We start from the raw sequence: 23,015 nt of genomic DNA, 5'->3' as shown, positions 1-23,015 counted from the left end.
GCCACGCAGGGGAATCACCATGAAGGTACGGATCGCCATCGTCGGCACGGGCTACGTCGGGCTGGTCAGCGGCGCGTGCTTTGCGGATCTCGGGCATGACGTCGTCTGCATCGACAACGATCGCGGCAAGATCGACGCGCTGAACGAAGGCCGCATGCCGATCTACGAACCGGGCCTCGACGCCGTCGTCGCCCGCAACGTCGAACGCGGCACGCTGCGCTTCAGCAGCGACCTCGCGGCGAGCGTGCGCGATCGCGACGCGGTATTCATCGCGGTCGGCACGCCGACGCTGCCGGGCACCGACCAGGCGGACCTGCGGTACGTCGAGGCGGCCGCGCGCGAGATCGCGTCGAACCTGACCGGCTTCGCGGTCGTCGTCACGAAGTCGACGGTGCCGGTCGGCACCAACCGGATCGTCAAGCGGATCGTCGAACGCTGCGCGCCGGACGGCATCGACGCGACGATCGCATCGAATCCGGAATTCCTGCGCGAAGGCTCGGCGATCGACGATTTCATGCACCCGGACCGCGTCGTGTTCGGTGCCGAGCATCCGCGTGCGATCGAGATCATGACGGCCATCTATGCGCCGCTGGAAGCGATGGGCCATCTCGTGCTCGCGACCGAGATCGAAACGGCCGAACTCGTGAAATACGCGGCGAATGCGTTCCTCGCGGTGAAGATCAGCTACATCAACGAGATCTCGGACCTGTGCGAAGCCGTCGGCGCCGATGTCGAGCTGGTCGCGAACGGGATGGGCCTCGACCGCCGCATCGGCGCGTCGTTCCTGAAGGCCGGCCCCGGCTGGGGCGGCTCGTGCTTCCCGAAGGACACGCGCGCGCTGAAGGCGACGGCTTCCGAACATGCGGTGCCGCTGCGCATCGTCAGCGCGGCAATCGAATCGAATGCGCTGCGCAAGGAGCAGATCCTGCGCCGCATCGAGAAAGCCTGCGGCGGCTCGATCAAGGACAAGCGCATCGCGGTGCTCGGCCTCACGTTCAAAGGCCAGACCGACGACGTGCGCGAAAGCCCGAGCATCGACGTGATCCAGCTGCTCGTCGGCGCGGGCGCGCATATCCGCGCGTACGACCCGGCGCGTCCGCACGAAGCGTCGCGACTGCTGCCGCAGGTATTCATGGAAGGCTCCGCGATCGACGCGGTGCGCAGCGCGGACGCCGTCGTCGTGATGACGGAATGGAAAGCGTTCGAGGCACTCGATCTCGCCGACCTCGCGGATCACATGGCCGATCCCGTGATGCTCGACATGCGCAACCTGTTCAGCGAACGGCTCGCCGTCGACAGCGGCTTTCGCCGCTACGAGCGCGTGGGCCGCGCGTGCGGCGAACGCATGCCGGCCGACCCGGCACCGGAACAACCGCCTGCCAGCGAGGACACCCGGCTGCCACGCAGCCTGCTTCAAGACTGATGATCTGACCTTGACGGGAGAGCACCATGAAGAAGCTGGTTGCGTCGCTTGCGGGCGGCCTTGCGCCGGATACCGCCGACACCAACGATGCCGCCGGTGCCGACGCGGATCGCACCGCATCGACGAGCGCGGATGTGCCGCTCGTCGTTCCGTTGATGGACAGCGGCACCCGCATCGTCTTCCACCTCCTCGCGCTGGCCTGGTTCGTCGCGCTGGGCATCTTCTGGCGCTGGTGGTTGCGCGACGAGCACTACGTCGACGCCTTCCGCTTCGGCGTCAACTGCTTCGTGCTGTTCTGGACTACCTTCATTCCCGGCTACTTCATCTTCATCATCCGCTCGGCGGTCGTGCCGAACCCCGCGCTGCCGGTGCCGCGCGACTGGCGCGTCGCGATGGTCGTCACCAAGGCGCCGTCCGAGCCGTTCGACATCGTCCGCACGACGCTGCTGGCGATGCTCGACCAGACCTACCCGCACGATACATGGCTCGCCGATGAAGACCCGTCGCCCGAGACGCTCGACTGGTGCCGCGAACACGGTGTATTCGTGTCGACGCGGCGCGGCATCGCCGCGTACCACCGGACGAGCTGGCCGCGCCGGACCCAGTGCAAGGAAGGCAATCTCGCGTACTTCTACGACAGGGTCGGCTACGACCACTACGATTTCGTGTCGCAGCTCGACGCCGATCATGTGCCGACCCGCACCTATCTCGAGGAGATGCTGCGGCCGTTCATCGATCCGGCAGTCGGCTACGTGTCGGCGCCGAGCATCTGCGACAGCAATGCGGCCATGAGCTGGAGCGCACGCGGGCGCGTGAACGTCGAGGGGCCGCTGCACGGCACGATGCAGGCCGGCTATGCGGGCGGCCTCGCGCCGCTGTGCATCGGCTCGCACTATGCGGTGCGCTGCCGCGCGCTGCGCGAGATCGGCGGGCTCGGGCCCGAGCTCGCCGAGGATCACTCGACCACGATGATCTTCAATTCGAAGGGCTGGCGCGGCATGCATGCGCTGAACGCGATCGCGAACGGCGAAGGGCCGCGCACGTTCGGCGACCTGGCCACGCAGGAATTCCAGTGGTCCAAGAGCGTGATGATCATCATGCTGCGCTACACGCGCCACTATTTCATGGGGCTGCCGCTGAAGCTGAAGGCGCAGTTCCTGTTCTGCCAGATGTGGTACCCGCTGTGCGCGCTCGCGATGGCCGGCGGCGTCGTGATTCCAGTCGTCGCGCTGCTGACCGGCCGCGTGTGGGCGCACGTCGACTACCTCACGTACCTCACCTACGCGCTGCCGCTGGCCGTGCTGCTGCTGTGCGTCGTGACCTGGGCCACGCATTCGACCCAGTCGTGCCGCCCGCTGAATACGAAACTGCTGTCGTGGGAAAGCCTGTCGTTCGTGTTCGCACGCTGGCCGTGGGTCGTGCTCGGCTGCGTGTCGGCGGTGCTCGACTGCGTGCGCGGCAAGGAATTTCCGTTCAAGGTCACGCCGAAGGGCGGCGCGATCGAACAGGACGCGCCGCTGCGCGTGGTCGCCCCGTATCTGCTGATCTCGCTGTTCTGCAGCCTGCCCGTCGTCACGGTCGAGGATCCGCGCAACGCCGCCGGCTTCTATCTGTTCTCGACGCTGACGAGCATCCTGTATCTGGTGATCGCGGCCGTCGTCGCGGTGAATCACGGCCGGGAGCAAGGGCTCGCGTGGTCGGCGTTCAGGCAGATGTTCTTCAGCCGCCTGCCCGTGCGCAACGCGCTGTTCGTGATCGCGCTCGCGATACTGCTGTCGGGCATCGGGCTGCGCGCGCCGAAAGGCTGGCAGGCGATGATGTGGCGCTCGGGTTTGCCGGCCGTGGTCGCGCCCGTGCCGGGCGAACCGGTGAAGCAGCCCGAACTCGGCGCCTACGATCCCGAGAACACGCTCGCGGGTGAGCGGAATCTCGCGTTCGACCATGTGTTCGTGTCGTGGAACGCACCCGACATCCGCGCGGAAATCGACGATGCGTACCGGCGCGCGCAGGCGCGCAACCGCGCGCTGATGCTGACCGTCGAGCCCTGGGCGGCCGGCGACACGCGGCAACGCGCGCTGCTCGACGATATCGCGCACGGCCGCTACGACGCGCGGATCGCGGCCACCTGTTCGGCGCTGGCCGCGTTGAAGCACCCCGTGTTCGTGCGCTGGGGCCACGAGATGGAGGCCGACACCGGGCGCTATCCGTGGGCCATCGGCGATGCATCGGCTTACGTGCAGGCGTACCGGCGGGTCGTGACCGCCTGCCGCGCGATGACCGACCAGATCCGCTTCGTGTGGTCGCCGGCCGGCAACCGGAACCTCGACGACTATTTCCCGGGCCGCGGCTATGTGGACGACATCGGCCTGTCCGTGTTCGACTGCCCGCGCTGCGCGAGCTGGCCGGCCGGCGGCCACGCGTCCGCCGCGAGCATCCTGCGGACCAAGTACGAGCGGGTGGCCGACTACGGGCTGCCGGTGATGGTCACGGAGCTCGGCGTCGACGGGTCGAGTTCGCGCAAGCGCGAGGCACTCGACGAATTCCAGCGGTCGCTGTGGCGTTATCCGCTGCTGAAGGCCGTGGTGTATTTCAACGCGGTCGATACGCCCGGCGCGTGGCCCGTGCATTACGTGCCGGACTGGCGGATCGCGCCGGCCTTCCTGCAGACGACGGTGGTCGCCAGGTGACCGGCACGGCGAGCGACGGCGCGCCGGCTTTCAGCGATCGGCCGTCAGCCGAGCAGTTCCTTCCTGCGCAACTGCACGACGTCGCGCATCGGCGGCGCGCCGAACAGCCGGCTGTATTCGCGGCTGAACTGCGACGCGCTTTCGTAGCCGACGACGGCGGCCACTGACCCGACGTCGCCGCCCTGCCGCAGCAGCAGCCGTCGCGCCTCGTGCAACCGCAACTGCTTCTGGTACTGCAGCGGGCTCAGCGTCGTCACGTGCTTGAAATGATGGTGCAGCGACGACACGCTCATGTTGACCGCCTGCGCGAGCGACTCGACGCGCATCGGCTCGGCGAAGTGATCGCGGATCCATTCGATCGCGCGGGCGATCCGGTGCGTCTGGCTGCCCGCGATCGCCATGTGCCGCAGCCGCGTGCCCTGCCCGCTCGTCATCAGCCGGTACAGCAGTTCCTTTTCGATCAGCGGCGCGACGACCGCAATGTCGGCCGGCGTATCGAGCAGCCGCATCAGCCGCAGCGCGGCATCGAGCAGCGGCGGCGTCAGCTCGGCGAGCGCGATCCCCTCGCCTTCGGGGCCCGCGTCCGGTTCGGGCAGCCGCATCTCGGCCGCGAGCTCGACGATGCGCTGCGGATCGAGCGTCAGCGACAGGCACAGGTACGGCGCGTCCGGCGACGCGCTCGTCACGCGCGACAGGATCGGCAAGTCGATGGAGGTAATCAGGCAATTCTGCGCGTCGTACTCGTAAGCCTGACCGGCCACGATCACGCGCTTCGAGCCCTGCGCGGCGATCACGAGCGCGGCCCGCGACACACCGCAGCCGAGATCGACCGGCCGCGTGTGCCGGTGCAGCATCAAACCCGGCACGGCCGTTGAATGCGAGCCGTCCGCGGGCGCGAAGCGGCTGATCAGCGTCGCCAGCTCGCGCTGCCCGGATGCGCGCGACGCCACGATATCGGTCATGTCCATGACGCTTCCTCGATCAATTTCCTCATGTCGCGGGAGCATAGCGAAACCGCCCGCCGCCTGCCGGGGATTTGCAGGATTGTTCAATAAATTTGCAGGATTGGGTAGACGCAAAAACCGATGCCTCGCGCACACTCAGGGCCTGCTCACGCTCATAGCGGGCTTGCGAACGTGCGTTGCCGGTCGTAGTGCAAGGAGTGAGGAGCGCCGTTTGGCCGAGCCAAACAAGCGACGATCGACGCCGCAATACGGCCGGCAACGCACGTTCCCCTGTTTTGGGTAAATTCATTCGTGGGGCTGGCCCCCAGAAGGGCCGATCGCGGCGTCATGCTCCTTGCGAATACGTCGAGTATTCGCTGCGTCGCATTCCTTGCGCTCGGCCCTTCTGGGGGCCAGCGCAAGCCCGCTATGAGCGTGAGCAGACCCTGTGACCGGGCGCATGCCGGGTTATCCCCCACGGAGACAATCACAATGCCTACCTCCTTTGTCCTGAACGGCAAGAACGTCACGCTCGACGCCGATCCGTCGATGCCCGTCCTCTGGGCGATTCGCGAACACGCGGGACTGACCGGCACGAAGTTCGGCTGCGGCATGGCGCAGTGCGGCGCGTGCACCGTGCATCTCGAAGGCCAGGCCGTCCGCTCGTGCGTGCTGCCGCTCGCCGGCATCGCGGGCAAGCACGTCACGACGATCGAAGGCCTGCAGAGCAAGCCCGCGCAGGCCGTGCAGGCCGCCTGGGTCAAGCTCCAGGTGCCGCAGTGCGGCTACTGCCAGTCCGGCCAGATCATGTCGGCCACCGCGCTGCTCGAACAGACCCCGAAGCCGACCGACGCGGACATCGACGCCGCGATGAACGGCAACCTGTGCCGCTGTGCGACCTACGCCCGCATCCGGGCGGCGATCCACGACGCGGCCGCGACGCTGGGAGCCTGACCATGACGATCGAACTCGACAACACCGGGTCGGTGCGTCCGTCGCGCCGCACGTTCCTGAAGGCCGCGGGCGCCGCGGCCGCCGTCAGCCTGACCATCGGCTTCGACTTCAGCGGCTTCGGCCGCCGCGCGCTCGCCGCGCCCGCGCCGGCCGCCGATTTCGCGCCGAATGCATTCCTGCGCATCACGCCCGACGGCACCGTCACCGTCATCGCGAAGCACGTCGAAATGGGCCAGGGCGCGTATACGGGCATCGCGACGATCGTCGCCGAGGAGCTCGACGCCGACTGGTCGCACGTGCGCGTCGAAAGCGCGCCGGCCGATGCGAAACGCTACGCGAACCTCGCGTTCGGCACGATGCAGGGGACGGGCGGCAGCTCGGCCATGTCGAACTCGTGGCAGCAACTGCGCGAAGCCGGCGGCAAGGCCCGCGCGATGCTGGTTTCGGCCGCGGCGGCCCGCTGGAAGGTGCCGGCGAGCGAGCTGACGACCGCCAATGGCGTCGTCACGCATGCGAAGAGCGGCAAGACGGCCGCGTACGGCACGCTCGTCGCCGATGCGTCGAAGCTGCCGGTGCCGGACAAGGTCACGCTGAAGCAGCCGGCCGATTTCAAGCTGATCGGTCACCCCATTCCGCGCGTCGACGCGTCGGCCAAATCGAACGGCACCGCGCATTTCACGCTCGACACGACCGTCCCCGGGATGCGCGTCGCGCTGCTGCAGCGCCCGCCCCGCTTCGGCGCGAAGGTGAAGTCGTTCGATGCGACGGCGGCCAAGGCCGTGCCGGGCGTCGTGTCGGTCGTGCAGGTGCCGGGCGGCGTCGCCGTCGTCGGCACCGGCTTCTGGGCCGCGAAGCAGGGCCGCGACGCACTGAAGATCGAATGGGACGAAACGAACGCCGAAAAGCGCGGCTCGGACGAGATCATGCGCGAATACCGGCAGCTCGCCGACAAGCCGGGCACGTCGGCGCGCAAGGACGGCGATGCCGACGCGGCGATCACGGGCGCGGCGCGCAAGATCAGCGCGACGTACGAATTCCCGTATCTCGCGCACGCGCCGATGGAGCCGCTCGACGCGGTCGTCAAGCTGACGGCGAACAGCTGCGAAATCTGGGCCGGCGACCAGTTCCAGACCGTCGACCAGGCCAACGCGGCCCGGACGGCCGGCCTGAAGCCCGAGCAGGTGCAGATCCACACGCTGTACGCGGGCGGCAGCTTCGGCCGGCGCGCGAACGCGTGGTCGGACTACGTGGTCGAGGCCGTGTCGATCGCCAAGGCGCTCGGCGCGGACGGCAAGCCCGTGAAGCTGCAGTGGACCCGCGAGGACGACATCCAGGGCGGCTTCTACCGGCCGATGTACTTCCACAAGCTCGACGCGGGGCTGACCGCGGACGGCAAGCTGGTCGGCTGGCGCCACCGGATCGTCGGCCAGTCGATCCTCGCCGGCACGCCGTTCGAGGCATTCATGGTGAAGAACGGCGTGGATGCGACCTCGGTCGAGGGCGCGGCGAACCTGCCGTACGCGGTGCCGAACGTGTCGGTCGAGCTCACCACCACCAAGGTCGGCCTGCCCGTGCTGTGGTGGCGCGTGGTCGGCAGCTCGCACACGGCGTACGCGGTCGAGGCGTTCATCGACGAAGCCGCGCACACGGCGGGCAAGGATCCGTACGCGTTCCGCCGCGACCTGCTCGCGAAGGAGCCGCGCATGCGCGCGGTGCTGGATCTCGCCGCGCAGAAGGCCGGCTGGGACCCGGCCAAGCCGCTGCCGAAGGGCCGTGGGCGCGGGATCGCGGTCGCCGAAGCGTTCAAGAGCTATGTCGCGCAGGTGGCCGAGGTGTCGGTCGACGCGGACGGCAAGGTGAAGGTCGAGCGCGTGGTGTGCGCGGTCGATTGCGGGATCGCGATCAATCCCGACATCGTCGCCGCGCAGATGGAGGGCGGCATCGGCTTCGGGCTCGGCGCGGCGATGCACAGCGCGATCACGCTGAAGGACGGCCAGGTCGAGCAGCGCAACTTCGACGGGTACCACGTGCTGCGGATGGCCGAGATGCCGAAGGTCGAGGTGCATATCGTGCCGTCGGCCGAAGCGCCGACCGGGGTCGGCGAGCCGGGCGTCGCGCCGATCGGGCCGGCGGTCGCGAACGCGATCTTCGCGGCGACGGGCAAGCGGCATTACGTGCTGCCGTTCGATTCGGCGGATAGCGCGAAGGCTTGAGGATGGGCCGGAACGCCGGCCGCGGGGCGCAGACGTCTCGCGGCCGGTGTTTTTTATTCAGGAGGCTGACGATGTAGGGTTCGATGTCGGCAAAAATCAACCGTAACATATTGATTTTCATTGAAAATCAATCGACCCATGTAGGGTTCCATGTAGGGTTCGATTTGCCGACCTCGCACCTGCGCCGCGACGTGTTCCTCATGCCATTCCCCCGCCTCGCCCCACACGTTACGTCGGACGTAACGCCCGTAACGTCGCCCGCCGATGCTACGTAACAATCCTTCACGGTTGTCCCGCCCCGTTTTCTCTACGCCCCGCGCCTCCCGTTAAAAATTCTTTTAAATTCAAGGCTGCCGCGCCGCCTGCGCTGGCGCCGCCCCCGGTCGATCCCCGACGATCCGCTCCCTGGCCCGGAAGTTGCAGCACAGGACCCGCAAACACTCCTTTATGGACATGCGAGGGCCACCATGGATTGCAAATACCTGTACATCGACAACATAAAAATCAACTTCGTGCGCCGCACGATCGAAATCGACAACAAGATCATTGATGTCACGCCGCGTGAATTCGACGTCGTCGAATTCCTGCTCGACAACATGAACAAGATCGTGCCGCGGCAGGCAATCCAGGAAGCCGTGTGGGGCCGTGAACTCGGCGTGTCGTCGCGCACGCTCGACACCCATATCTCGCGTATCCGTTCGAAGCTGAAGCTCGATCACGACAAGAACCTGCGGATCATCCCGATCTACGCAGTCGGCTATCGTCTCGTGCTGTTCGGTGCGGCGATGACGCACGTCGAGCGCCACGAAGCCGCGCCGATCCTGCGCGTGGCGCCGCAGGCCGTGATGGCCGCCGACTACGCGTGACGCTTTCCCCGCGCCGCCCGCACGCGGCGCGCCGGCCACGCTCCCCCCACCGCGCTGCGGCGATCCGCAGCGCCTCGCGGCCCGCCCGTCGGGCGCGGCCTGCACGCCGCCCGGCCCGCCAGCCAGTCGCGACCCGACCGCCGCCTCCGGGCGGCGGTCGCTTTTGAGCGGCGGCAGCCGAACGTCCTCGCGCGTCACGCTTCGCCGCGCCCGCACCGTCCATCGCCGCCCATGCCACCGTCCATGCCCGTGACGACGGATTCCGGCGTGACACGCGGCCTTCGTCGTCCCTACAATCGACGCAGCAGCCGCGCGCCCTCCGCGCCGCCGGCCCCCGGAACGAACGGAATGACCATGAAGATCCGCGCGTCGCGAACCGTTGTCGCCTGCCTGTATGCGCTGGTTGCGCTCGTGTGCGCCACGCCGCCACCCGTTGCGCATGCAGCCGACGACGACGCGCTGCACGTCGCGTCGATGACGCCCGGCAATCCCGACGAAGGCAGCGCCGGGCGCGACACGCCACCCGCACGCCAACGACGGATGGATGCCGCCGCGACCACCCCGCCCGAGCGCGCACGCCGGCAGGCATCGCCCGCGGCGTCCGCCGATCCGCCTTCGTGCCATGCGCGGCCCGTGATGACGATGTGCCGCGGCCTGCACTCGAAAGCCGCGAAGCAGCGCTGCATGCGCTGCCTCGACGAGTGACGACGCGCAGCGCGCCGCCTCATGCGGCGCGCTGCGCTTCCAGCCACGCCTGGAACATCAGCACCGTCCACAACTGGTGCTGCCAGTTCATCCGCCCCGTCACGTGCTGCCGCCACAGGCGCTCGACCGCGGCCGCATCGAAGAAGCCTTCCTCGCGCAACCGCGACGGCCGCAGCAGCGCCTCGGCCCAATCCCGCAGCGCGCCGCGCAGCCAGTGATCGACGGGCGCGCAGAAACCCTGCTTCGGCCGGTCGATCAGTGCGGACGGCACGTACCGGTCGAGCAGCCGGCGCAGCAGCGCCTTCGATTGCCCTTCCGGCAAACGCACCGCCGCCGGCACGCGCCACGCGAACTCGACGACGTGATGATCGAGGAACGGCATGCGCGTTTCGAGGCTCACGGCCATCGCCGCGCGATCGACTTTCGCGAGGATGTCGGTCGGCAGGTACGTGAGCGTATCGATCGCCATCGCCTGCTCGGCGAAGCTCAGGTGCGCGGGCCACGCGGATACGGTGTCGAGCGGCGTCGCCGGCTCCTGCCCCGACAGCGCGAGGCGCTCGGGATGATGCACCGACGACATCAGCAGCCGGTACAGCCCGATGCGGCTCTCGGCCGTCATCACGTGGCCGAGTTTGTGCAGCCGATCACCGATGCGCGCGGCCGATTCGCGTGCCTCCACGCCGCCCCACGCACCCTGCGCGACGGCCGCGAGCTGGTCCGCATGATCGGGCCGCAACGCATGCAGCGCGGCGGCGATCCGTGCGCGCACGGCACCGGGGACACGATGCAGCTTGCGCCACAGGCGCGGCGTCAGGAAGTAGCGCGTATAGCCGCCGAACAGCTCGTCGCCGCCGTCGCCGGACAGGCTCACCTTCACGTGCCGGCGCGTCAGCTCGGACACGAGAAAGGTCGGGATCTGCGACGCATCGGAGAACGGCTCGTCGTAGATCGACGGCAGCTTCGGCACGACGCCGAGCGCGTGGTCGGCCGTGACGTAGAGCTCGGTATGACGCGTGCCGAGATGACGCGCAACCGCCTTCGCATACCCGGCTTCGTCGTAGCCGGCTTCATGGAAGCCGATCGTGAACGTATCGACCGGCGTCGACGATTGCGCCTGCATCAGCGCGACGATCGTCGACGAATCGATGCCGCCCGACAGGAACGCACCGAGCGGCACGTCGGCCTCCATCTGCCGCGCGACGGCCTGGCGCAAGACCGCGTCGAGCTGGCCGACGGCCTCGTCGGCGTTGCCCTCGAACGGCTGCGCGCGACCATCCTCGATCGCCTGATCGAGCGTCCAGTACGCCCGCAGGCGCGGCGTGTCGCGCGCATGCTCGAACTGGATATACGTGCCGGGCGGCAACTTGCGGATGCCACGATAGATCGTATGCGGCGCGGGCACGCTCGACTGGCGCAGGTACAGGCACAACGCGTCGCGATCGATCGCGCCGTCGAAGCCCGGATAGCCGCGCAGCGCCTTCAGCTCGGACGCGAACACGAGCGCGTCGCCGATCCGGCCATAGTAGAGCGGCTTCTCGCCGATCCGGTCGCGCGCGAGCGTCAGCACCCGCGATTCGCGATTCCACAGCGCGATCGCGAACATGCCGGTCGCGCGCCGCAACGTCGCCTCGACACCCCACGCGACGATCGCCGCGATCAGCACCTCGCTGTCGGAGTGGCCACGCCACGCCGGTGCGCGACCCGCGCGCTCGAGCTCCGCGCGCAGTTCGCGATGGTTGTAGATTTCGCCATTGAAGACCATGACGTAGCGGCCGCACGTGGATGCCATCGGCTGTCGGCCGTGCACCGACAGGTCGAGGATCGCGAGCCGCCGGTGGCCGAGCGCGATGCCGGCTTCCGGATCGACCCAGATCCCCTGTCCGTCGGGCCCGCGATGCGCGAGGCTTGCCGTCATGCGCGCGAGCGTGCCGCGCGCTGTCTCCTCATCGAAGGCGACGCTATTCAGAAAGCCGTCGATTCCGCACATTGATTTGTCTGCCCCTGTTGACCAGTTCCGTCACGCATGGCGCAACCTCGCGGCCCGCCGTCCGGCGTGACGGTCGAGCCATATTACGAAGAAATAAATCAGCAATAATTCACTGGTGAATGCCGCAATCACTCGAAAAAAACGCTGTCAAGCGTCGTGCGTGCATCACGACGGTACGTGCGGCCGACGTGCCCCGCCGGGCCGGCCACGGACGGGCCGGCCCGGGGATCATCGGGTCACGCGGAAAAACGGGGAACGGACCGCGTCAGGACGGCATCCGGCGCGCCGCCAGATACGCAAGCTGTGCGCGGTTCTGCACGTTGAAGAGTTTTTCGAGCGAGCGGATGTGGTGACCGACCTTGTGCAGCGACGTGCGCAGCGCGCTCGCGATCTCCTGGTCGGACAGCCCGTGCACGAGACGGTCGAGCACCTGCTGTTGCTCGTCGCCGAGTGCGAAGCCGCGCATCCGTGCGATGCGTGCCTCGAGGAACGGCAACGCGACACGATGCACCGCGAGGCTCACCGACAGCGCACCGCCGATCACGCGATCGTCGATCCAGTCGGTGCCGTGCGTCTCCGACGCCACGTTCACCGCGACACGCAAATCGAGACGCGGCGCCGACAGGCCGAACAGCACGCCGCTGTTCATCGCATGCGCGCGCAGATGGCCGGCGAGCGCCAGCATCTTGCGGTCGCCGCTGCCCTGCGCGGCCGCCTCGATCTCGTCGAGCCGCCACGCGACCGGAAAGCCGCTTTGCCGCACCTGCGCGAACCGCGGATCGCTCTCGTAGAGCATCCCTTCGATAAATGGCTGCATGAATGTCGCGGGCGCGAGGTCGCGCAGCAGATGCGCGCACAGGATGCGCCGCCCGATCATTTCGAAAGCGCCGTAACCGAGTGTACTGAAACCGATTTGCCGCAAGCGCGCATGGCATTGCGCGAAATCGACCGGAGTGAGGTCGGTTTTACCGGATTCAATTTGAGTGCCGGTAAAAACGTCGTGCCCGATTGCCTGATATTGATTCGAATAAGCCGCAGTCGTTGCGATATCGGCCTGCGAAAACCACTCGACGCGTGGTGCGCCGTCAGCATATGTCATGAGGAGCCCGCCCTTTCCCAATATGTGAACCTGCGCCCCGTGACGATCTGGTCTTTTCTTTATGGATTGTCTGGTCTTCGTTATAGGCGTGCGAATAGGAATCTTCCGCCGCCATTAGTATTACGGCATATTACGCATATACGGGCATTTTTGTACAATGCCCCCGCGTTTCGTCAGGGATGACGATCGGCGCATATCACACGATGCTCGATCGCACCGCCACGAACGCCGTACACGATACGGCCGCCGCCAGGCGATGCGCGTCGATTCCGAGGGATGGCACATGTCCGATATTGCATTGCATGAAGAAGCGGTCGCCCCAACCTTTCCCCGCCCGACGCACGGGTTGAACGCGTGCCCGGACGTGCTGCGGGAGCGCCCCGTGCAGGTCGTCTGGTGCGACGACGTGAAGCGCGGCGAGCTCACGCAGCCGCACGCGCCGAAGCTCGGCGTCGCCGATACGCTCGCGCACGCGCAGAGCACGGCCGAGCGCAGCCGCATCGTCGCGAGCCTGCTGCACCTGACGGGCTTCTCGACGTTCGCGTACTTCGCGCTCGAATTCGCGCACGAGCGCGTCGAAAGTCTCTACCTGCACGAAGCCTTCACGCCGGCCACCTATCGCGGCGACTACGTGCGGCACAACCATCACGACATCGATCCGCGCACGCTCGGCGCGCGCGTGTGCAACATGCCGATCGTGTGGGACCTGCAGCAGTTGCGCCGCGAACACCGCGAGCGCGACGACGGCCCGCGCGCGACGCCGGCCGCGCTCGACGGCTTCCTGCAGACGATGCACGACGACGGAATGTGCAGCGGCATCATGTATTCGATGGCCGTGCCCGGCACGCGGCTGCATGCGTTCATGAGCTTCACCGCACCGCGCCGCACGCGCGAATGGATCACGCCGGCGACGATCGAGCAGGCGCTGTCGATCGGGCTGTCGGTGCACAAGTTCGCGTCGCCGCAGCTGATCTCGACGTCGCGCGAGCGCGCGGTGAACGGGCTCACGCCGTTCGAGCAGGAGCTGCTGCTCGGCATCGCCGAAGGCGCCTCGGACAAAGAGATCGGCCGGCGCCTCGACACCAGCGCGCACAACGTCGACTATCACCTGCGCAAACTGCGCAAGCGCTTCGGCGTCGCGAACCGGATCCAGCTCACGTACCTGACGTCGAAGCTCGAGCTGATCTGACGGTCGCACAGCGTGCGCGGCCTGTCGCAAGCGGACGCGTAAACGCACATGCCGGCCTCGCGGGCCGGCATGTACGGGTTGCGGCGCGGTGCCGGGTCCGGCGCCGCTTCCTGGAAGACGACCTGCGTTACTTCAGCAGCGTCATCTGCACTACCTTGACGATCACGAGACCGACCGCGATCACGAGATAGCCGCGCAGCACGGCCATCCACACGCGCGTCGTCATCGTCATCTTCTGCGGCTCGAGCGTCTCGAGCGGCGGCATGCGCCACGTATCGCGCTGCGTACGGTCGACGCCCGGTTCGACGACGCGCTTGTTGCGGCGGATCAGCACCGTCGCGAGATAGCCGACGATCGCGAGCACGCTGCCGCCCACCAGCACGTCGATGATCGCTTCGCCGCTGATGTCCGGATACATCACCGATGCGGTCAGGATGATCGACAGCATCACGAGCACCCAGATCACCGCGCCGGTGAACACGTTGAGCTTCGTCGAGTTGATCCACGGGCCGAGCACCTGCTTGTCGTTGCAGAGCAGCAGCAGGAACACGGTGGCGCTCGGCAGCAGCACGCCCGCGAGCGTCTGCACGGCTTCCGTCAGCAGGCCCAGCGGGCTGCCCGGGATCAGCACCAGCGCAGCGGCGGCCGCGACGATGCCGAAGTAGACGAGATAGAAGCCCTTCGCATCCGACACGTTGCGGTGCAGCGAGTGACGGATCTTGAACACGTCGCCGATCGCGTAGGCGGTCGACAGCGAGACGGCCGCCGCGCCGATGATGCACGCGTCGAGCAGCGCGACGGCGAACAGCGTCGCGCTCGTGCGGCCCGAATACTTCTCGAGGCCCGCGATGATGCCACCGGCGTCGGTGAAGTTGCCGAATTCCGGATGACCCGAGAACAGCTGGGCCGAGAACGCGATCATCGCCACTGCGCCGACCAGCACGAAGGCGATGCCGATCCACAGGTCCGCCTTTTCATACTTCATGAAGCGCGGGGTGATGCGCTTGTCGATCACGTAGCTCTGCTGGAAGAACAGCTGCCATGGGGCGACGGTCGTACCGACGATGCCGATCACGAGCAGCATCACGTCCGACAGCTTCGAATGCGCGGGCCAGTTCGGGATGAAGAAATCGCGCGTGATCTGCCCGACCGGCGGATGGATCGCCACGAGCACCGGCACGAGCAGCAGGCTCAGCAGGCACAACCCGATCGCGAACCGCTCGAAGCGCCTGAAGTCGCCCGTACTCACCGCGGCCATGGTCAACGCCGCGGCCACGCACACGCCGGCCACCTTCGGCAGCCCGAAGAAATCCAGCACGAACGTGATGCCGATGAACTCGGTGACGATGGTGAGCGCATTGAGCAGGAACAGGTCGATCACGCTGAACGCGCCCCAGAACTTGCCGAAGCGTTCGAAGATCAGGCGGGCGTGGCCGACGCCCGTGACCGCGCCGAGGCGCAGCACCATTTCCTGGTTCACGTACAGCACGGGCACGAGCAGCAGCAGCGTCCACAGCAGCGTCGTGCCGTAGTTCTGGCCGGCCTGCGTGTAGGTGCCGAATGCGCCGGCGTCGTTGTCGCCGACCATCACGATGAGGCCCGGGCCGATGATCGCGAGCAGCGTGCGCAGACGCGCCCACCACGTGCCGCGTGCTCCGGTGTCGTGACGCGCGATCGTGCCGAGCGCGCCGCGGATATCGCCCAGGTGGGCTTCGTCGAGCACGGCGCTGCGTTCGGCGGCGATCGGTGGAGAAACGTTGGATGGCGTGGACATGATTTATTCCGTACGGCTAAGGGTTATCTGAAGAGCGTGTGACCTTGGAATACGCGCGGGGCGGCCGCGCGATGGCGGCCGTGCGTGCGCATGCCGAGGCGCGCTCGGTACTTCCTGCTCAGTGGATCAACGCTTTCAGCTGGTTCAACAGGCGGGCGAACACCCGCGGACGGGCGTCGAGCGTCAGCATCGCTTCGTAGTGGTTGCGCGATTCGGTGACGTGCGGGAGATTCGACAGCAGAAGGCCGAAGTTCATGATCTGGCTCCGTGCGGCGACGGCAGGCTGCCGGCCGCGTGTGGGGCGCGGGGCCAGTCCGGGGCCTGAACGACGTGTCAGGCTAGTCGGCCGGATTGTCCCTGCGACCCGGGTTCAAAAGGGTCTGTGCGTGCAATGGGCATAAGGGACAACTGTCACTGTCGTTCATGGCGGCTCCTGTGCGGTGTTCCGGAGAACACGATTGACCGCCGTCAGGCGGGCGGGCCGGGATTCGCGAGCCGACGAAAGGCGTGTGCGAACGCGGCCGCCTGCCAGGCGGCGGTGAAACCGGCGGGCGCATGCGAAAACGCATCACGCTAACCGGCGCGAATCAGGGTGCACGTAGGAATTTGCTGCGGAGTACTGCTGCGCGCACCGTTTGCCTGGGAGACAAACGGCGGCTTCGATGAGGCGCGGACGTCGGTCGCTCAGGCGGAAATTTCGTTCGAAGATCGACTACTGCAGGCGTCCAAGGCGGCGGCCCCAAGAGTGAAGATGCCGGATTCTATGGACCGCCCAAAAGTGAAGTCAACCCCTCCAAACCCCATTTCTCGAAATAATTTTCGCGCGTCACATCACTGAAAGAATTGCCCTTGAAAACACGTGACGCAACCTTTCAGCGCATGCGGTGCAGCCGGGGATCGATGCGTATGAACAACGCGGCACCCCGTCCGGTCGCGCCCCTTCGTTGCCGATCCGTTGCCCGTCCCGTGCCGGAACGGGCCGCCGAAGCGCCCGCGCAACGTGCGCCATTTTTATGCGTTTTTTACTTGCGCTGCAGCAAACGACGCGAATACAATCCGCCGCAATTCATCAAGGGAGTCCCTCCGTGGACACATGCTCTAGTTGCAGTTCGATGCCGGTCCAGACCGGCCAAGCCATCGCGAGATAGCAGCCAGACGCATGTCTTCCGCCGCTAACTCGCATTCGTCGGGTTAGCGCGCTTCCTCCCGAGCCGGTCATCGCCGGTTCGTCCGTTGCACGCTCCGTTACGTTCCACCCTCCGATCGCAGGCCGCGTCATGCGCCCGCGCTCGACCACGTCGTCCGGCCCGAGCCGGACACGACGGAGGCAGCGTCATGTTTTCTCAATCGTTCGCGGTCAGACTCAAGCGCATCGTGCATGTCGCATGCGACCGCTCGTTCGTCTCCGGGCTCTCGCCGCTCGCCCACGCGTTCAGCAACTGGCGCGGCACGGCGCTCGCCCACGTGCCGGCGGCGCCCCGCCCGCTCGACTGCCTGCTGGTCGCCGTGATGGCCGCCGCGGTCGCCCTCGTCGCGCTGCTGTGCTCGGCCGCACCGCGCCTCGGCTTCGCGCAGGTGGGCCGCATCGGCGGCTGGCTGCCGTAAGCCCCGCCGGCATGCGGCAGCGCCACGCGCCAGGTGCCGCCGCGCGACCGTCTCGTCTCGCCACGCTTCCCGCAACACGTTTTCGTTTCTTCAGCCCAACTAATCAAACCGCCAACGGAACCCACATGAAGAACTACCTCGAACCCGTCCCGCGCAAGCGCCGCGTCAATGCGCTCGCCACGCTGCTGCTGTCGCTCGCCGCCACGTCCGCGTTCGCGCAAGCGTCGTCGCCGGCCGCGGCCGAACCGGCGGCCGGCGCCAGCGACGCCGCCGCTCCCGCACAACAGGCCGCCGATGCTGCCGCGCCCGCCCCCACCGGCTTCTGGGAGCGCTCGAACCTGCTCGGCAACATGGGCGGCCTGCGCGACGTGCTCGGCGATCACGGCATCACGCTGAGCCTGCAGGAAACCAGCGAGTACCTGTACAACACATCGGGCGGCACGCATCGCGGCGGCGCGTACCAGGGGCTCACGCAATTCGGTTTCAACGTCGACACGGGCAAGGCGGTCGGCCTGCCGGGCGGCACGTTCAACGTGTCGGCACTGCAGATTCACGGCACCAACCTCACGCAGCGCAATCTGCAGACGCTGCAGACCGCGACCGGCATCGAGGCGAATTCGACCACGCGCCTGTGGGAGCTCTGGTACCAGCAGTCGCTGCTCGACGGCAAGGTCGACGTGAAGGTCGGCCAGCAAAGCGTCGACCAGGAATTCATGGTGAGCCAGAACGCGGCGACGTTCATGAACGCCACGTTCGGCTGGCCCGTGCTGCCGTCGACCGACCTGCCGGCCGGCGGCCCCGCCTATCCGCTGTCGTCGCTCGGCGTGCGGCTGCGCGTGAAGCCGTCCGATGCGTGGACCGCGATGGTCGGCGTGTTCGACGGCAACCCGGCCGGCCGCAGCGACGGCGATGCGCAGGTGCTGAACGCGCACGGCACCAACTTCAACCTGCGCAGCGGCGCATTCGTGATCGGCGAAGTGCAGTACGCGCTGAACGCGCCGCCCGCCGATCCGAAGGCGCCGCAACCGGCCGGCCTGCCTGGCACGTACAAGCTCGGCTTCTGGTATCAGTCGCAGCATGCGAACGACCCGCGCTACGGCACCGACGGCCTGTCGCTCGCGGATCCCGCCAGCAACGGCATTGCCGCAACCCATCGCGGCAACTACTCGTTCTACGCGGTCGCGGACCAGATGGTGTGGCGGCCGTCGGCCGACAGCCCGCGCTCGGTCAACGTGTTCGCGCGCGTGATGGGTGCGCCGGGCGATCGCAATACCGTCGATTTCGCGGCGAACGCAGGCGTGACGCTGAAGGCGCCGTTCAAGGGACGCGACAACGACGTCGCGGGCATCGCGGTCGGCTACGCGAAGATCGGCTCGCATGCGCGCGGCCTCGACGGCGACACCGGCGTCTATACGACTCCCGGCTATCCGGTGCGCCGCGCGGAGACGGTCGTCGAAGCGACCTACCAGTACCAGGTCACGCCGTGGTGGCAGCTGCAGGCCGACCTGCAGCACTTCTTCCGTCCGGGCGGCGGCATCCCGAACCCGAACGCGGCCGGTGCGCGCATCGGCGACGAAACGGTCGTGGGCGCGCGCACGACGATCACGTTCTAAAGCAGGCCCGAAGCAGACACGGGCCGGACGGCCGCTTGCGCGACCGCCCAGCCCGTGCGTTCTCTTGCAACCCCAGCGCGCGGCCCGCGCCGCGCGTCATTCGCCGTACAGCCCGAGCAGTTTCAGCGTGACGCCGTTGGTCCAGCCGAAACCGTCCTGCAGCGGATATTCACCGCCCCCGCCGCCGCCCGTGCCGGCGCCTTCGACCACGTACTTCTCGACGAGCTTGCCTTCGGTCGCATACACATGCTTCACGTCGGACAGGAAGCGCGTGCCGATGTCCTTCGCAAGCGCCGGTTCGCCATAGCGCCGCAGCCCGTCGATCGCGATCCACTGCAACGGCGCCCAGCCGTTCGGCGCATCCCACTGCTGCCCGGTGTTCTCCGTGGTCGTCGCGAGGCCGCCCGGCTGCAGCAGCGTCCTGCGCACCTCGCGTGCGGTCGCCTTCGCGCGCTCGGGCCACGCCACGCCCGCGAACAACGGATACAGCGCGGCGGCCGTCACCGCGTCGCGCGGCTTGCGCTGCTGCCAGTCGTAGTCGCCGTAGTAGCCTTTGCGGTTCCACAGATAGCGGTTGATCGCGGCCGCCCGCCGCGCCGCGCGCGCGGAAAAATCGGTCACGCACGCCACGTCGCGCGTGACCGCGCAGCCCTTCACGATCGTCGTCTCGAGATGGAACATCAGGCTGTTCAGGTCGACCGGCACGATCGACGTCGTGCGGATCGTCGCGAGTGTCTTGCCGTCGCCGAACCAGCGCGAGCTGTAGTCCCAGCCGCTTTCGGCGCCCGCGCGCAGGTCGCGGTAGACCTCGTTCGCCGGACGCGCCGGCACCGACTTCGCGGTCGTCACGTCCTCGAGATACGACTCGTCGCGCGGCGTATCGCTCGCGTCCCAGTAGCGGTTCAGCACCGCGCCGTCGGGCATCGCGACCACATGGCGGGTAGCCTGCCCGTGCGGCGTCGTGGCTTCGCCCTGCATCCAGTACGCATGTTCCTTGCGCAGTGCCGGCAGGTATTTCTGATAGACCTTGTCGCCTTCGGCCTGCGCGGCGAGCGTGACCATGTACGCGAAGAACGGCGGCTGCGAGCGGCTCGCGTAGTACGTGCGGTTGCCGTTCGGGATGTGCCCGATCGTGTCGATCAGATGGGCGAAGTTGTCGAGCATGTTGTCGACGAGATCCTCGCGGCCCGACACCTGCAGCCCGAGCATCGTGAAATAGGTGTCCCAGTAGTAGCCTTCGCGGAAGCGGCCGCCAGGCACGACATACGGCTTCGGCAGCGGGATCAGCGAGCCGTACGGCGGCACCGTCGTGCTCGTGCGCGTGAGCTGCGGCCACAGCCAGTCGATGTGCTGGCGCAGCGTCTGGTTCGGCGGCGGCGTCACGCCGCCTTCCGGCGGCGGCGTGAAATGCTGCGCGACGAACGCCTTCAGCGAAAAACCCGGCTGCGATTTCTGTTGCTGATACAACTGCACGATCGTCGCGGGATCGCCATCGGGCGTCGCGTCGACGAAGGTCTTCTGGTCGGGATAGAGCTGCGCGGTCTGCACCGCGACGAACAGGTCGCCGTAGAGCTGGCTCGGCGGCGGCAGCAGCGCACCCGATGCGGGGACGGCAACCGCGGCCGTAGCCGGCGGTACCGGCTGGGCAGCCGCCTGCGCGGCGGCCTGGTTCGCGTTGTCGGCCTGCGCGGCGCAGCCGGCGACGGCGAGATACGCGACGGCCAGCGCGGCAGCCCAGCGAAGACGCGGCGCGGGTGGCGCGAGAGGTGGTGCGAGACGTGCTGAGTCAGGACTTGAGAAGCGACTCGAGAAGCGCGATGCGATCGATGCGGCACGACGTGACGTCATGACGTGTCCCCTCCTTTCGATGGTGAGTGGGTCGGCACGAGGTCTCGTTCGCGCGCGCGCTCGTCTCGATGGCCCTCGATCGATGCGCGTCGTTTTGTGATGCGAGTGGGTCCGACTGTCGCACGAAACGTGCAGATCAAGCAAGTTTCGATTCGTGCAACTCGCGCAGATACAGATAACCGGACATGGCCCGCCACGCACACGCGTCGAGCGCATCCGCATCGGTCTCGCCGAGCGCGCCCGCTGCATCGACGCGCCCTTTCACGATCGCGAGCAGATCGTGCTCGATGAAGTCGGGCGCGGCGCATCGCGCAGCCTGCCCGCGCGGCAGCGTCATGCAGTCGTTCTTTCCACGCCGCCGCCAACCAGGACGACTGTTGCAACATGCGGAACAACTGTTGTCGTACGTGACTCAACGGTCACATTGTGGGCATAATGGCGCCTTTACCGCGCGCCCAGCCCATGTCGCCCGTCTTTCTAGCACCGCTCATCGTTGCCTGTGCGTTGTTCATGGAAAGCGTCGACGCGAACATCATCGTCACCGCCCTCCCCGCGATGGCGAGGGACTTCGGGCACAGCCCCGTCACGTTGAACATTGCGATCACGGCCTACGTCGTCGGGCTTGGCGTGTTCATCCCGATCTGCGGCTGGCTGGCCGACCGCTTCAGCGCACGTTCCGTATTCCGCACCGCGATCGGCATCTTCGTCGTCGGCTCGCTGATGTGCGCGGCCTCCAATTCCCTCGGCGTGCTCACGTTCGCGCGCTTCATCCAGGGCGTGGGCGGCGCGATGATGGTGCCCGTCGGCCGCATCATCATCTTCCGCGCCGTGCCGCGCTCGGATCTCGTGCGCGCGATGAACTACCTCGCGATTCCCGCGCTGTTCGGGCCCACGGTCGGGCCGCTCGTCGGCGGCTTCATCACGACCTACCTGCACTGGCGGATGATCTTCTTCATCAACGTGCCGATCGGCATCTACGGGATCTACCTCGCCAGCAAGCACATCGCGAACACGCGCGAGCCCGATCCGGGCCCGCTCGACTGGTTCGGCTTCCTGCTGTCGGCCAGCGGCGCCGCGCTGCTGCTGATGGGCCTCACGCTGATCGACGGCGCGCTCACGTCACGCTCGAACGCGCTCGTCATGTGCGTGGCCGGCACCGTCCTGCTCGCGCTGTACGTACCGTACGCGCGCCGCAAGGAGCGCCCGGTGCTCGACCTCAGCTTCCTCAAGATCCCCACGTATCACGCGAGCGTCGTCGGCGGGTCGCTGTTCCGTATCGGCCTTGGCGCGGTGCCGTTCCTGCTGCCGCTCGCGCTGCAGGAAGGGCTCGGCATGAGCGCGTTCCATTCGGGGCTCATCACGTGCGCCTCCGCGTTCGGCGGCGCGATGAGCCGCTCGACGGCCACCCATACGCTGCGCCGCTTCGGCTTCCGCACGGTGCTGATCTACAACGCGGCCTTCGCGGGGCTCGCGATCGCCGCGTACGGCGTGTTCCATCCCGGCATGGCGACCTGGGCGATCTGGCTGATCGTGCTCGTCGGCGGCATCTTCCCGGCGCTGCAGTTCACGAGCCTGAACTCGATGATCTACGCGGACATCTCGCCGCGCGACGCGGGCCGCGCGACGAGCCTCGGCAGCGTCGTGCAGCAGATGTCGCTCGGCCTCGGCGTGACAGTCGCCGGCCTCGTGCTGCACATTTCGCACTGGCTGCAGGGCCATCAGAAGATGATGTGGTCGGATTTCTGGCCCGCGTTTCTCGTGGTCGGGCTGTGCTCGTTCGCGTCGATTCCGATCACGCGGCGGCTGCCGCCCGGCGCCGGCGACGAGGTCGCGCGCGGCAAGCGGCAATAGCCATCAGGCGGACGAGCGGGAAATCGCGAGAGGGGCCGAACGGGCAAAAGGAAAAACCGCCCGCGAAGCAAACCGGAAAATACAAAAAAATCAGCGGACATCCACACGGGGCCGGTGCACAGCCGCATGGATGTCCGCTCAGGGCTCCGGGTCTCCCGATGGGGGTTGAGAATCCCGGATTCGCTTCCTGCGTGCCATGGACATATGTGCGTCGGAAGCAAAAGCGTTGCGCGTGTTTATCGTTGCGCCATGAACTG

General features: G+C 67.4%; 16 protein-coding genes and 1 pseudogene. 10 read left to right on the top strand and 7 right to left on the bottom strand.

Annotation, left to right across the window (positions count from 1 at the left end; genetic code table 11):
* Positions 1-19 precede the first annotated feature (19 nt).
* Positions 20-1,423 (top strand): UDP-glucose dehydrogenase family protein, encoded by a 1,404-nt coding sequence (locus CFB43_RS21815; protein ID WP_144023089.1) that lies wholly within the window; start codon positions 20-22, stop codon positions 1,421-1,423.
* A gap of 26 nt (positions 1,424-1,449) precedes the next feature.
* Positions 1,450-4,110, top strand: coding sequence for a glycosyltransferase (locus CFB43_RS21810; protein ID WP_089496525.1), 2,661 nt, complete (start codon positions 1,450-1,452; stop codon positions 4,108-4,110).
* A 44-nt stretch (positions 4,111-4,154) separates the two neighbouring features.
* Here CFB43_RS21810 and CFB43_RS21805 read toward each other — a convergent pair whose 3' ends face one another.
* Entirely contained in the window at positions 4,155-5,078 is a 924-nt protein-coding gene (locus tag CFB43_RS21805) for an AraC family transcriptional regulator (protein ID WP_089475257.1), read from the bottom strand.
* A gap of 468 nt (positions 5,079-5,546) precedes the next feature.
* Here CFB43_RS21805 and CFB43_RS21795 point away from each other — a divergent pair, with 468 nt between their 5' ends.
* The 4 genes and pseudogenes from CFB43_RS21795 to CFB43_RS21780 all read left to right on the top strand — a co-directional run.
* A complete protein-coding gene (locus tag CFB43_RS21795) occupies positions 5,547-6,008 on the top strand; it encodes a (2Fe-2S)-binding protein (protein ID WP_089496524.1) in 462 nt (153 codons plus the stop codon).
* Between the two features lie 2 nt (positions 6,009-6,010).
* Positions 6,011-8,221 (top strand): xanthine dehydrogenase family protein molybdopterin-binding subunit, encoded by a 2,211-nt coding sequence (locus tag CFB43_RS21790; RefSeq protein WP_089496523.1) that lies wholly within the window; start codon positions 6,011-6,013, stop codon positions 8,219-8,221.
* A gap of 467 nt (positions 8,222-8,688) precedes the next feature.
* Entirely contained in the window at positions 8,689-9,087 is a 399-nt protein-coding gene (locus CFB43_RS21785) for a winged helix-turn-helix domain-containing protein (RefSeq protein WP_089496522.1), read from the top strand.
* A 513-nt stretch (positions 9,088-9,600) separates the two neighbouring features.
* Positions 9,601-9,792: pseudogene (locus tag CFB43_RS21780) on the top strand (lytic transglycosylase); the annotation flags it as partial.
* A gap of 19 nt (positions 9,793-9,811) precedes the next feature.
* On the opposite strand, the gene asnB reads toward CFB43_RS21780, so the two are convergent.
* Together asnB and CFB43_RS21770 are read right to left on the bottom strand one after the other, a co-directional pair.
* Positions 9,812-11,779, bottom strand: coding sequence for an asparagine synthase (glutamine-hydrolyzing) (gene asnB / locus CFB43_RS21775; protein ID WP_089496521.1), 1,968 nt, complete (start codon positions 11,777-11,779; stop codon positions 9,812-9,814).
* Positions 11,780-12,044: 265 nt separating this feature from the next.
* A complete protein-coding gene (locus CFB43_RS21770; protein ID WP_089496520.1) occupies positions 12,045-12,878 on the bottom strand; it encodes a helix-turn-helix transcriptional regulator in 834 nt (277 codons plus the stop codon).
* Between the two features lie 283 nt (positions 12,879-13,161).
* Between CFB43_RS21770 and CFB43_RS21765 the strand changes: the two genes are divergently transcribed.
* Positions 13,162-14,067, top strand: coding sequence for a helix-turn-helix transcriptional regulator (locus tag CFB43_RS21765; RefSeq protein ID WP_089475696.1), 906 nt, complete (start codon positions 13,162-13,164; stop codon positions 14,065-14,067).
* 127 nt (positions 14,068-14,194) lie between these two features.
* Here CFB43_RS21765 and CFB43_RS21760 read toward each other — a convergent pair whose 3' ends face one another.
* Positions 14,195-15,841 carry an NRAMP family divalent metal transporter gene (locus CFB43_RS21760; protein ID WP_089496519.1) on the bottom strand — a complete coding sequence of 549 codons (1,647 nt, stop codon included), beginning with the start codon at positions 15,839-15,841 and terminating at the stop codon, positions 14,195-14,197.
* Between the two features lie 118 nt (positions 15,842-15,959).
* Complete coding sequence (locus CFB43_RS38475; RefSeq protein ID WP_179254881.1) at positions 15,960-16,097, bottom strand: hypothetical protein; 138 nt, start codon at positions 16,095-16,097, stop codon at positions 15,960-15,962.
* A gap of 1,079 nt (positions 16,098-17,176) precedes the next feature.
* On the opposite strand from CFB43_RS38475, the gene CFB43_RS21755 reads away from it, so the two are divergent.
* Positions 17,177-17,446, top strand: coding sequence for a hypothetical protein (locus CFB43_RS21755; protein ID WP_089496518.1), 270 nt, complete (start codon positions 17,177-17,179; stop codon positions 17,444-17,446).
* Positions 17,447-17,571: 125 nt separating this feature from the next.
* Positions 17,572-19,059: a carbohydrate porin gene (locus CFB43_RS21750; protein WP_089496517.1), complete on the top strand. Its 1,488-nt coding sequence runs from the start codon at positions 17,572-17,574 to the stop codon at positions 19,057-19,059.
* A gap of 96 nt (positions 19,060-19,155) precedes the next feature.
* Here CFB43_RS21750 and treA read toward each other — a convergent pair whose 3' ends face one another.
* Positions 19,156-20,907 (bottom strand): alpha,alpha-trehalase TreA, encoded by a 1,752-nt coding sequence (gene treA / locus CFB43_RS21745; RefSeq protein ID WP_089496516.1) that lies wholly within the window; start codon positions 20,905-20,907, stop codon positions 19,156-19,158.
* Positions 20,908-21,043: 136 nt separating this feature from the next.
* A complete protein-coding gene (locus CFB43_RS21740; protein ID WP_226272234.1) occupies positions 21,044-21,244 on the bottom strand; it encodes a hypothetical protein in 201 nt (66 codons plus the stop codon).
* 125 nt (positions 21,245-21,369) lie between these two features.
* Between CFB43_RS21740 and CFB43_RS21735 the strand changes: the two genes are divergently transcribed.
* On the top strand, positions 21,370-22,758 hold the full coding sequence (locus tag CFB43_RS21735; protein WP_089441966.1) for an MFS transporter: 1,389 nt from the start codon (positions 21,370-21,372) through the stop codon (positions 22,756-22,758).
* Positions 22,759-23,015 lie beyond the last annotated feature (257 nt).

The sequence above is a fragment of the Burkholderia sp. AU15512 genome (assembly GCF_002223325.1).
In the GTDB taxonomy this organism is placed as follows: domain Bacteria; phylum Pseudomonadota; class Gammaproteobacteria; order Burkholderiales; family Burkholderiaceae; genus Burkholderia.
This window is presented reverse-complemented; position numbering and strand designations above follow the sequence as displayed.

What these genes read in the sequence shown, in the direction of transcription:
- CFB43_RS21740 (WP_226272234.1), bottom strand. Translation starts at nt 21,244, where the DNA reads ATGACGCTGCCGCGCGGGCAGGCTGCGCGATGCGCCGCGCCCGACTTC.
- CFB43_RS21755 (WP_089496518.1), top strand. Translation starts at nt 17,177, where the DNA reads ATGTTTTCTCAATCGTTCGCGGTCAGACTCAAGCGCATCGTGCATGTC.
- CFB43_RS21765 (WP_089475696.1), top strand. Translation starts at nt 13,162, where the DNA reads ATGTCCGATATTGCATTGCATGAAGAAGCGGTCGCCCCAACCTTTCCC.
- CFB43_RS21735 (WP_089441966.1), top strand. Translation starts at nt 21,370, where the DNA reads ATGTCGCCCGTCTTTCTAGCACCGCTCATCGTTGCCTGTGCGTTGTTC.
- CFB43_RS21785 (WP_089496522.1), top strand. Translation starts at nt 8,689, where the DNA reads ATGGATTGCAAATACCTGTACATCGACAACATAAAAATCAACTTCGTG.
- CFB43_RS21810 (WP_089496525.1), top strand. Translation starts at nt 1,450, where the DNA reads ATGAAGAAGCTGGTTGCGTCGCTTGCGGGCGGCCTTGCGCCGGATACC.
- CFB43_RS21770 (WP_089496520.1), bottom strand. Translation starts at nt 12,878, where the DNA reads ATGACATATGCTGACGGCGCACCACGCGTCGAGTGGTTTTCGCAGGCC.
- CFB43_RS21815 (WP_144023089.1), top strand. Translation starts at nt 20, where the DNA reads ATGAAGGTACGGATCGCCATCGTCGGCACGGGCTACGTCGGGCTGGTC.
- treA (WP_089496516.1), bottom strand. Translation starts at nt 20,907, where the DNA reads ATGACGTCACGTCGTGCCGCATCGATCGCATCGCGCTTCTCGAGTCGC.
- CFB43_RS38475 (WP_179254881.1), bottom strand. Translation starts at nt 16,097, where the DNA reads ATGAACTTCGGCCTTCTGCTGTCGAATCTCCCGCACGTCACCGAATCG.
- CFB43_RS21750 (WP_089496517.1), top strand. Translation starts at nt 17,572, where the DNA reads ATGAAGAACTACCTCGAACCCGTCCCGCGCAAGCGCCGCGTCAATGCG.
- CFB43_RS21760 (WP_089496519.1), bottom strand. Translation starts at nt 15,841, where the DNA reads ATGTCCACGCCATCCAACGTTTCTCCACCGATCGCCGCCGAACGCAGC.
- asnB (WP_089496521.1), bottom strand. Translation starts at nt 11,779, where the DNA reads ATGTGCGGAATCGACGGCTTTCTGAATAGCGTCGCCTTCGATGAGGAG.
- CFB43_RS21805 (WP_089475257.1), bottom strand. Translation starts at nt 5,078, where the DNA reads ATGGACATGACCGATATCGTGGCGTCGCGCGCATCCGGGCAGCGCGAG.
- CFB43_RS21795 (WP_089496524.1), top strand. Translation starts at nt 5,547, where the DNA reads ATGCCTACCTCCTTTGTCCTGAACGGCAAGAACGTCACGCTCGACGCC.
- CFB43_RS21790 (WP_089496523.1), top strand. Translation starts at nt 6,011, where the DNA reads ATGACGATCGAACTCGACAACACCGGGTCGGTGCGTCCGTCGCGCCGC.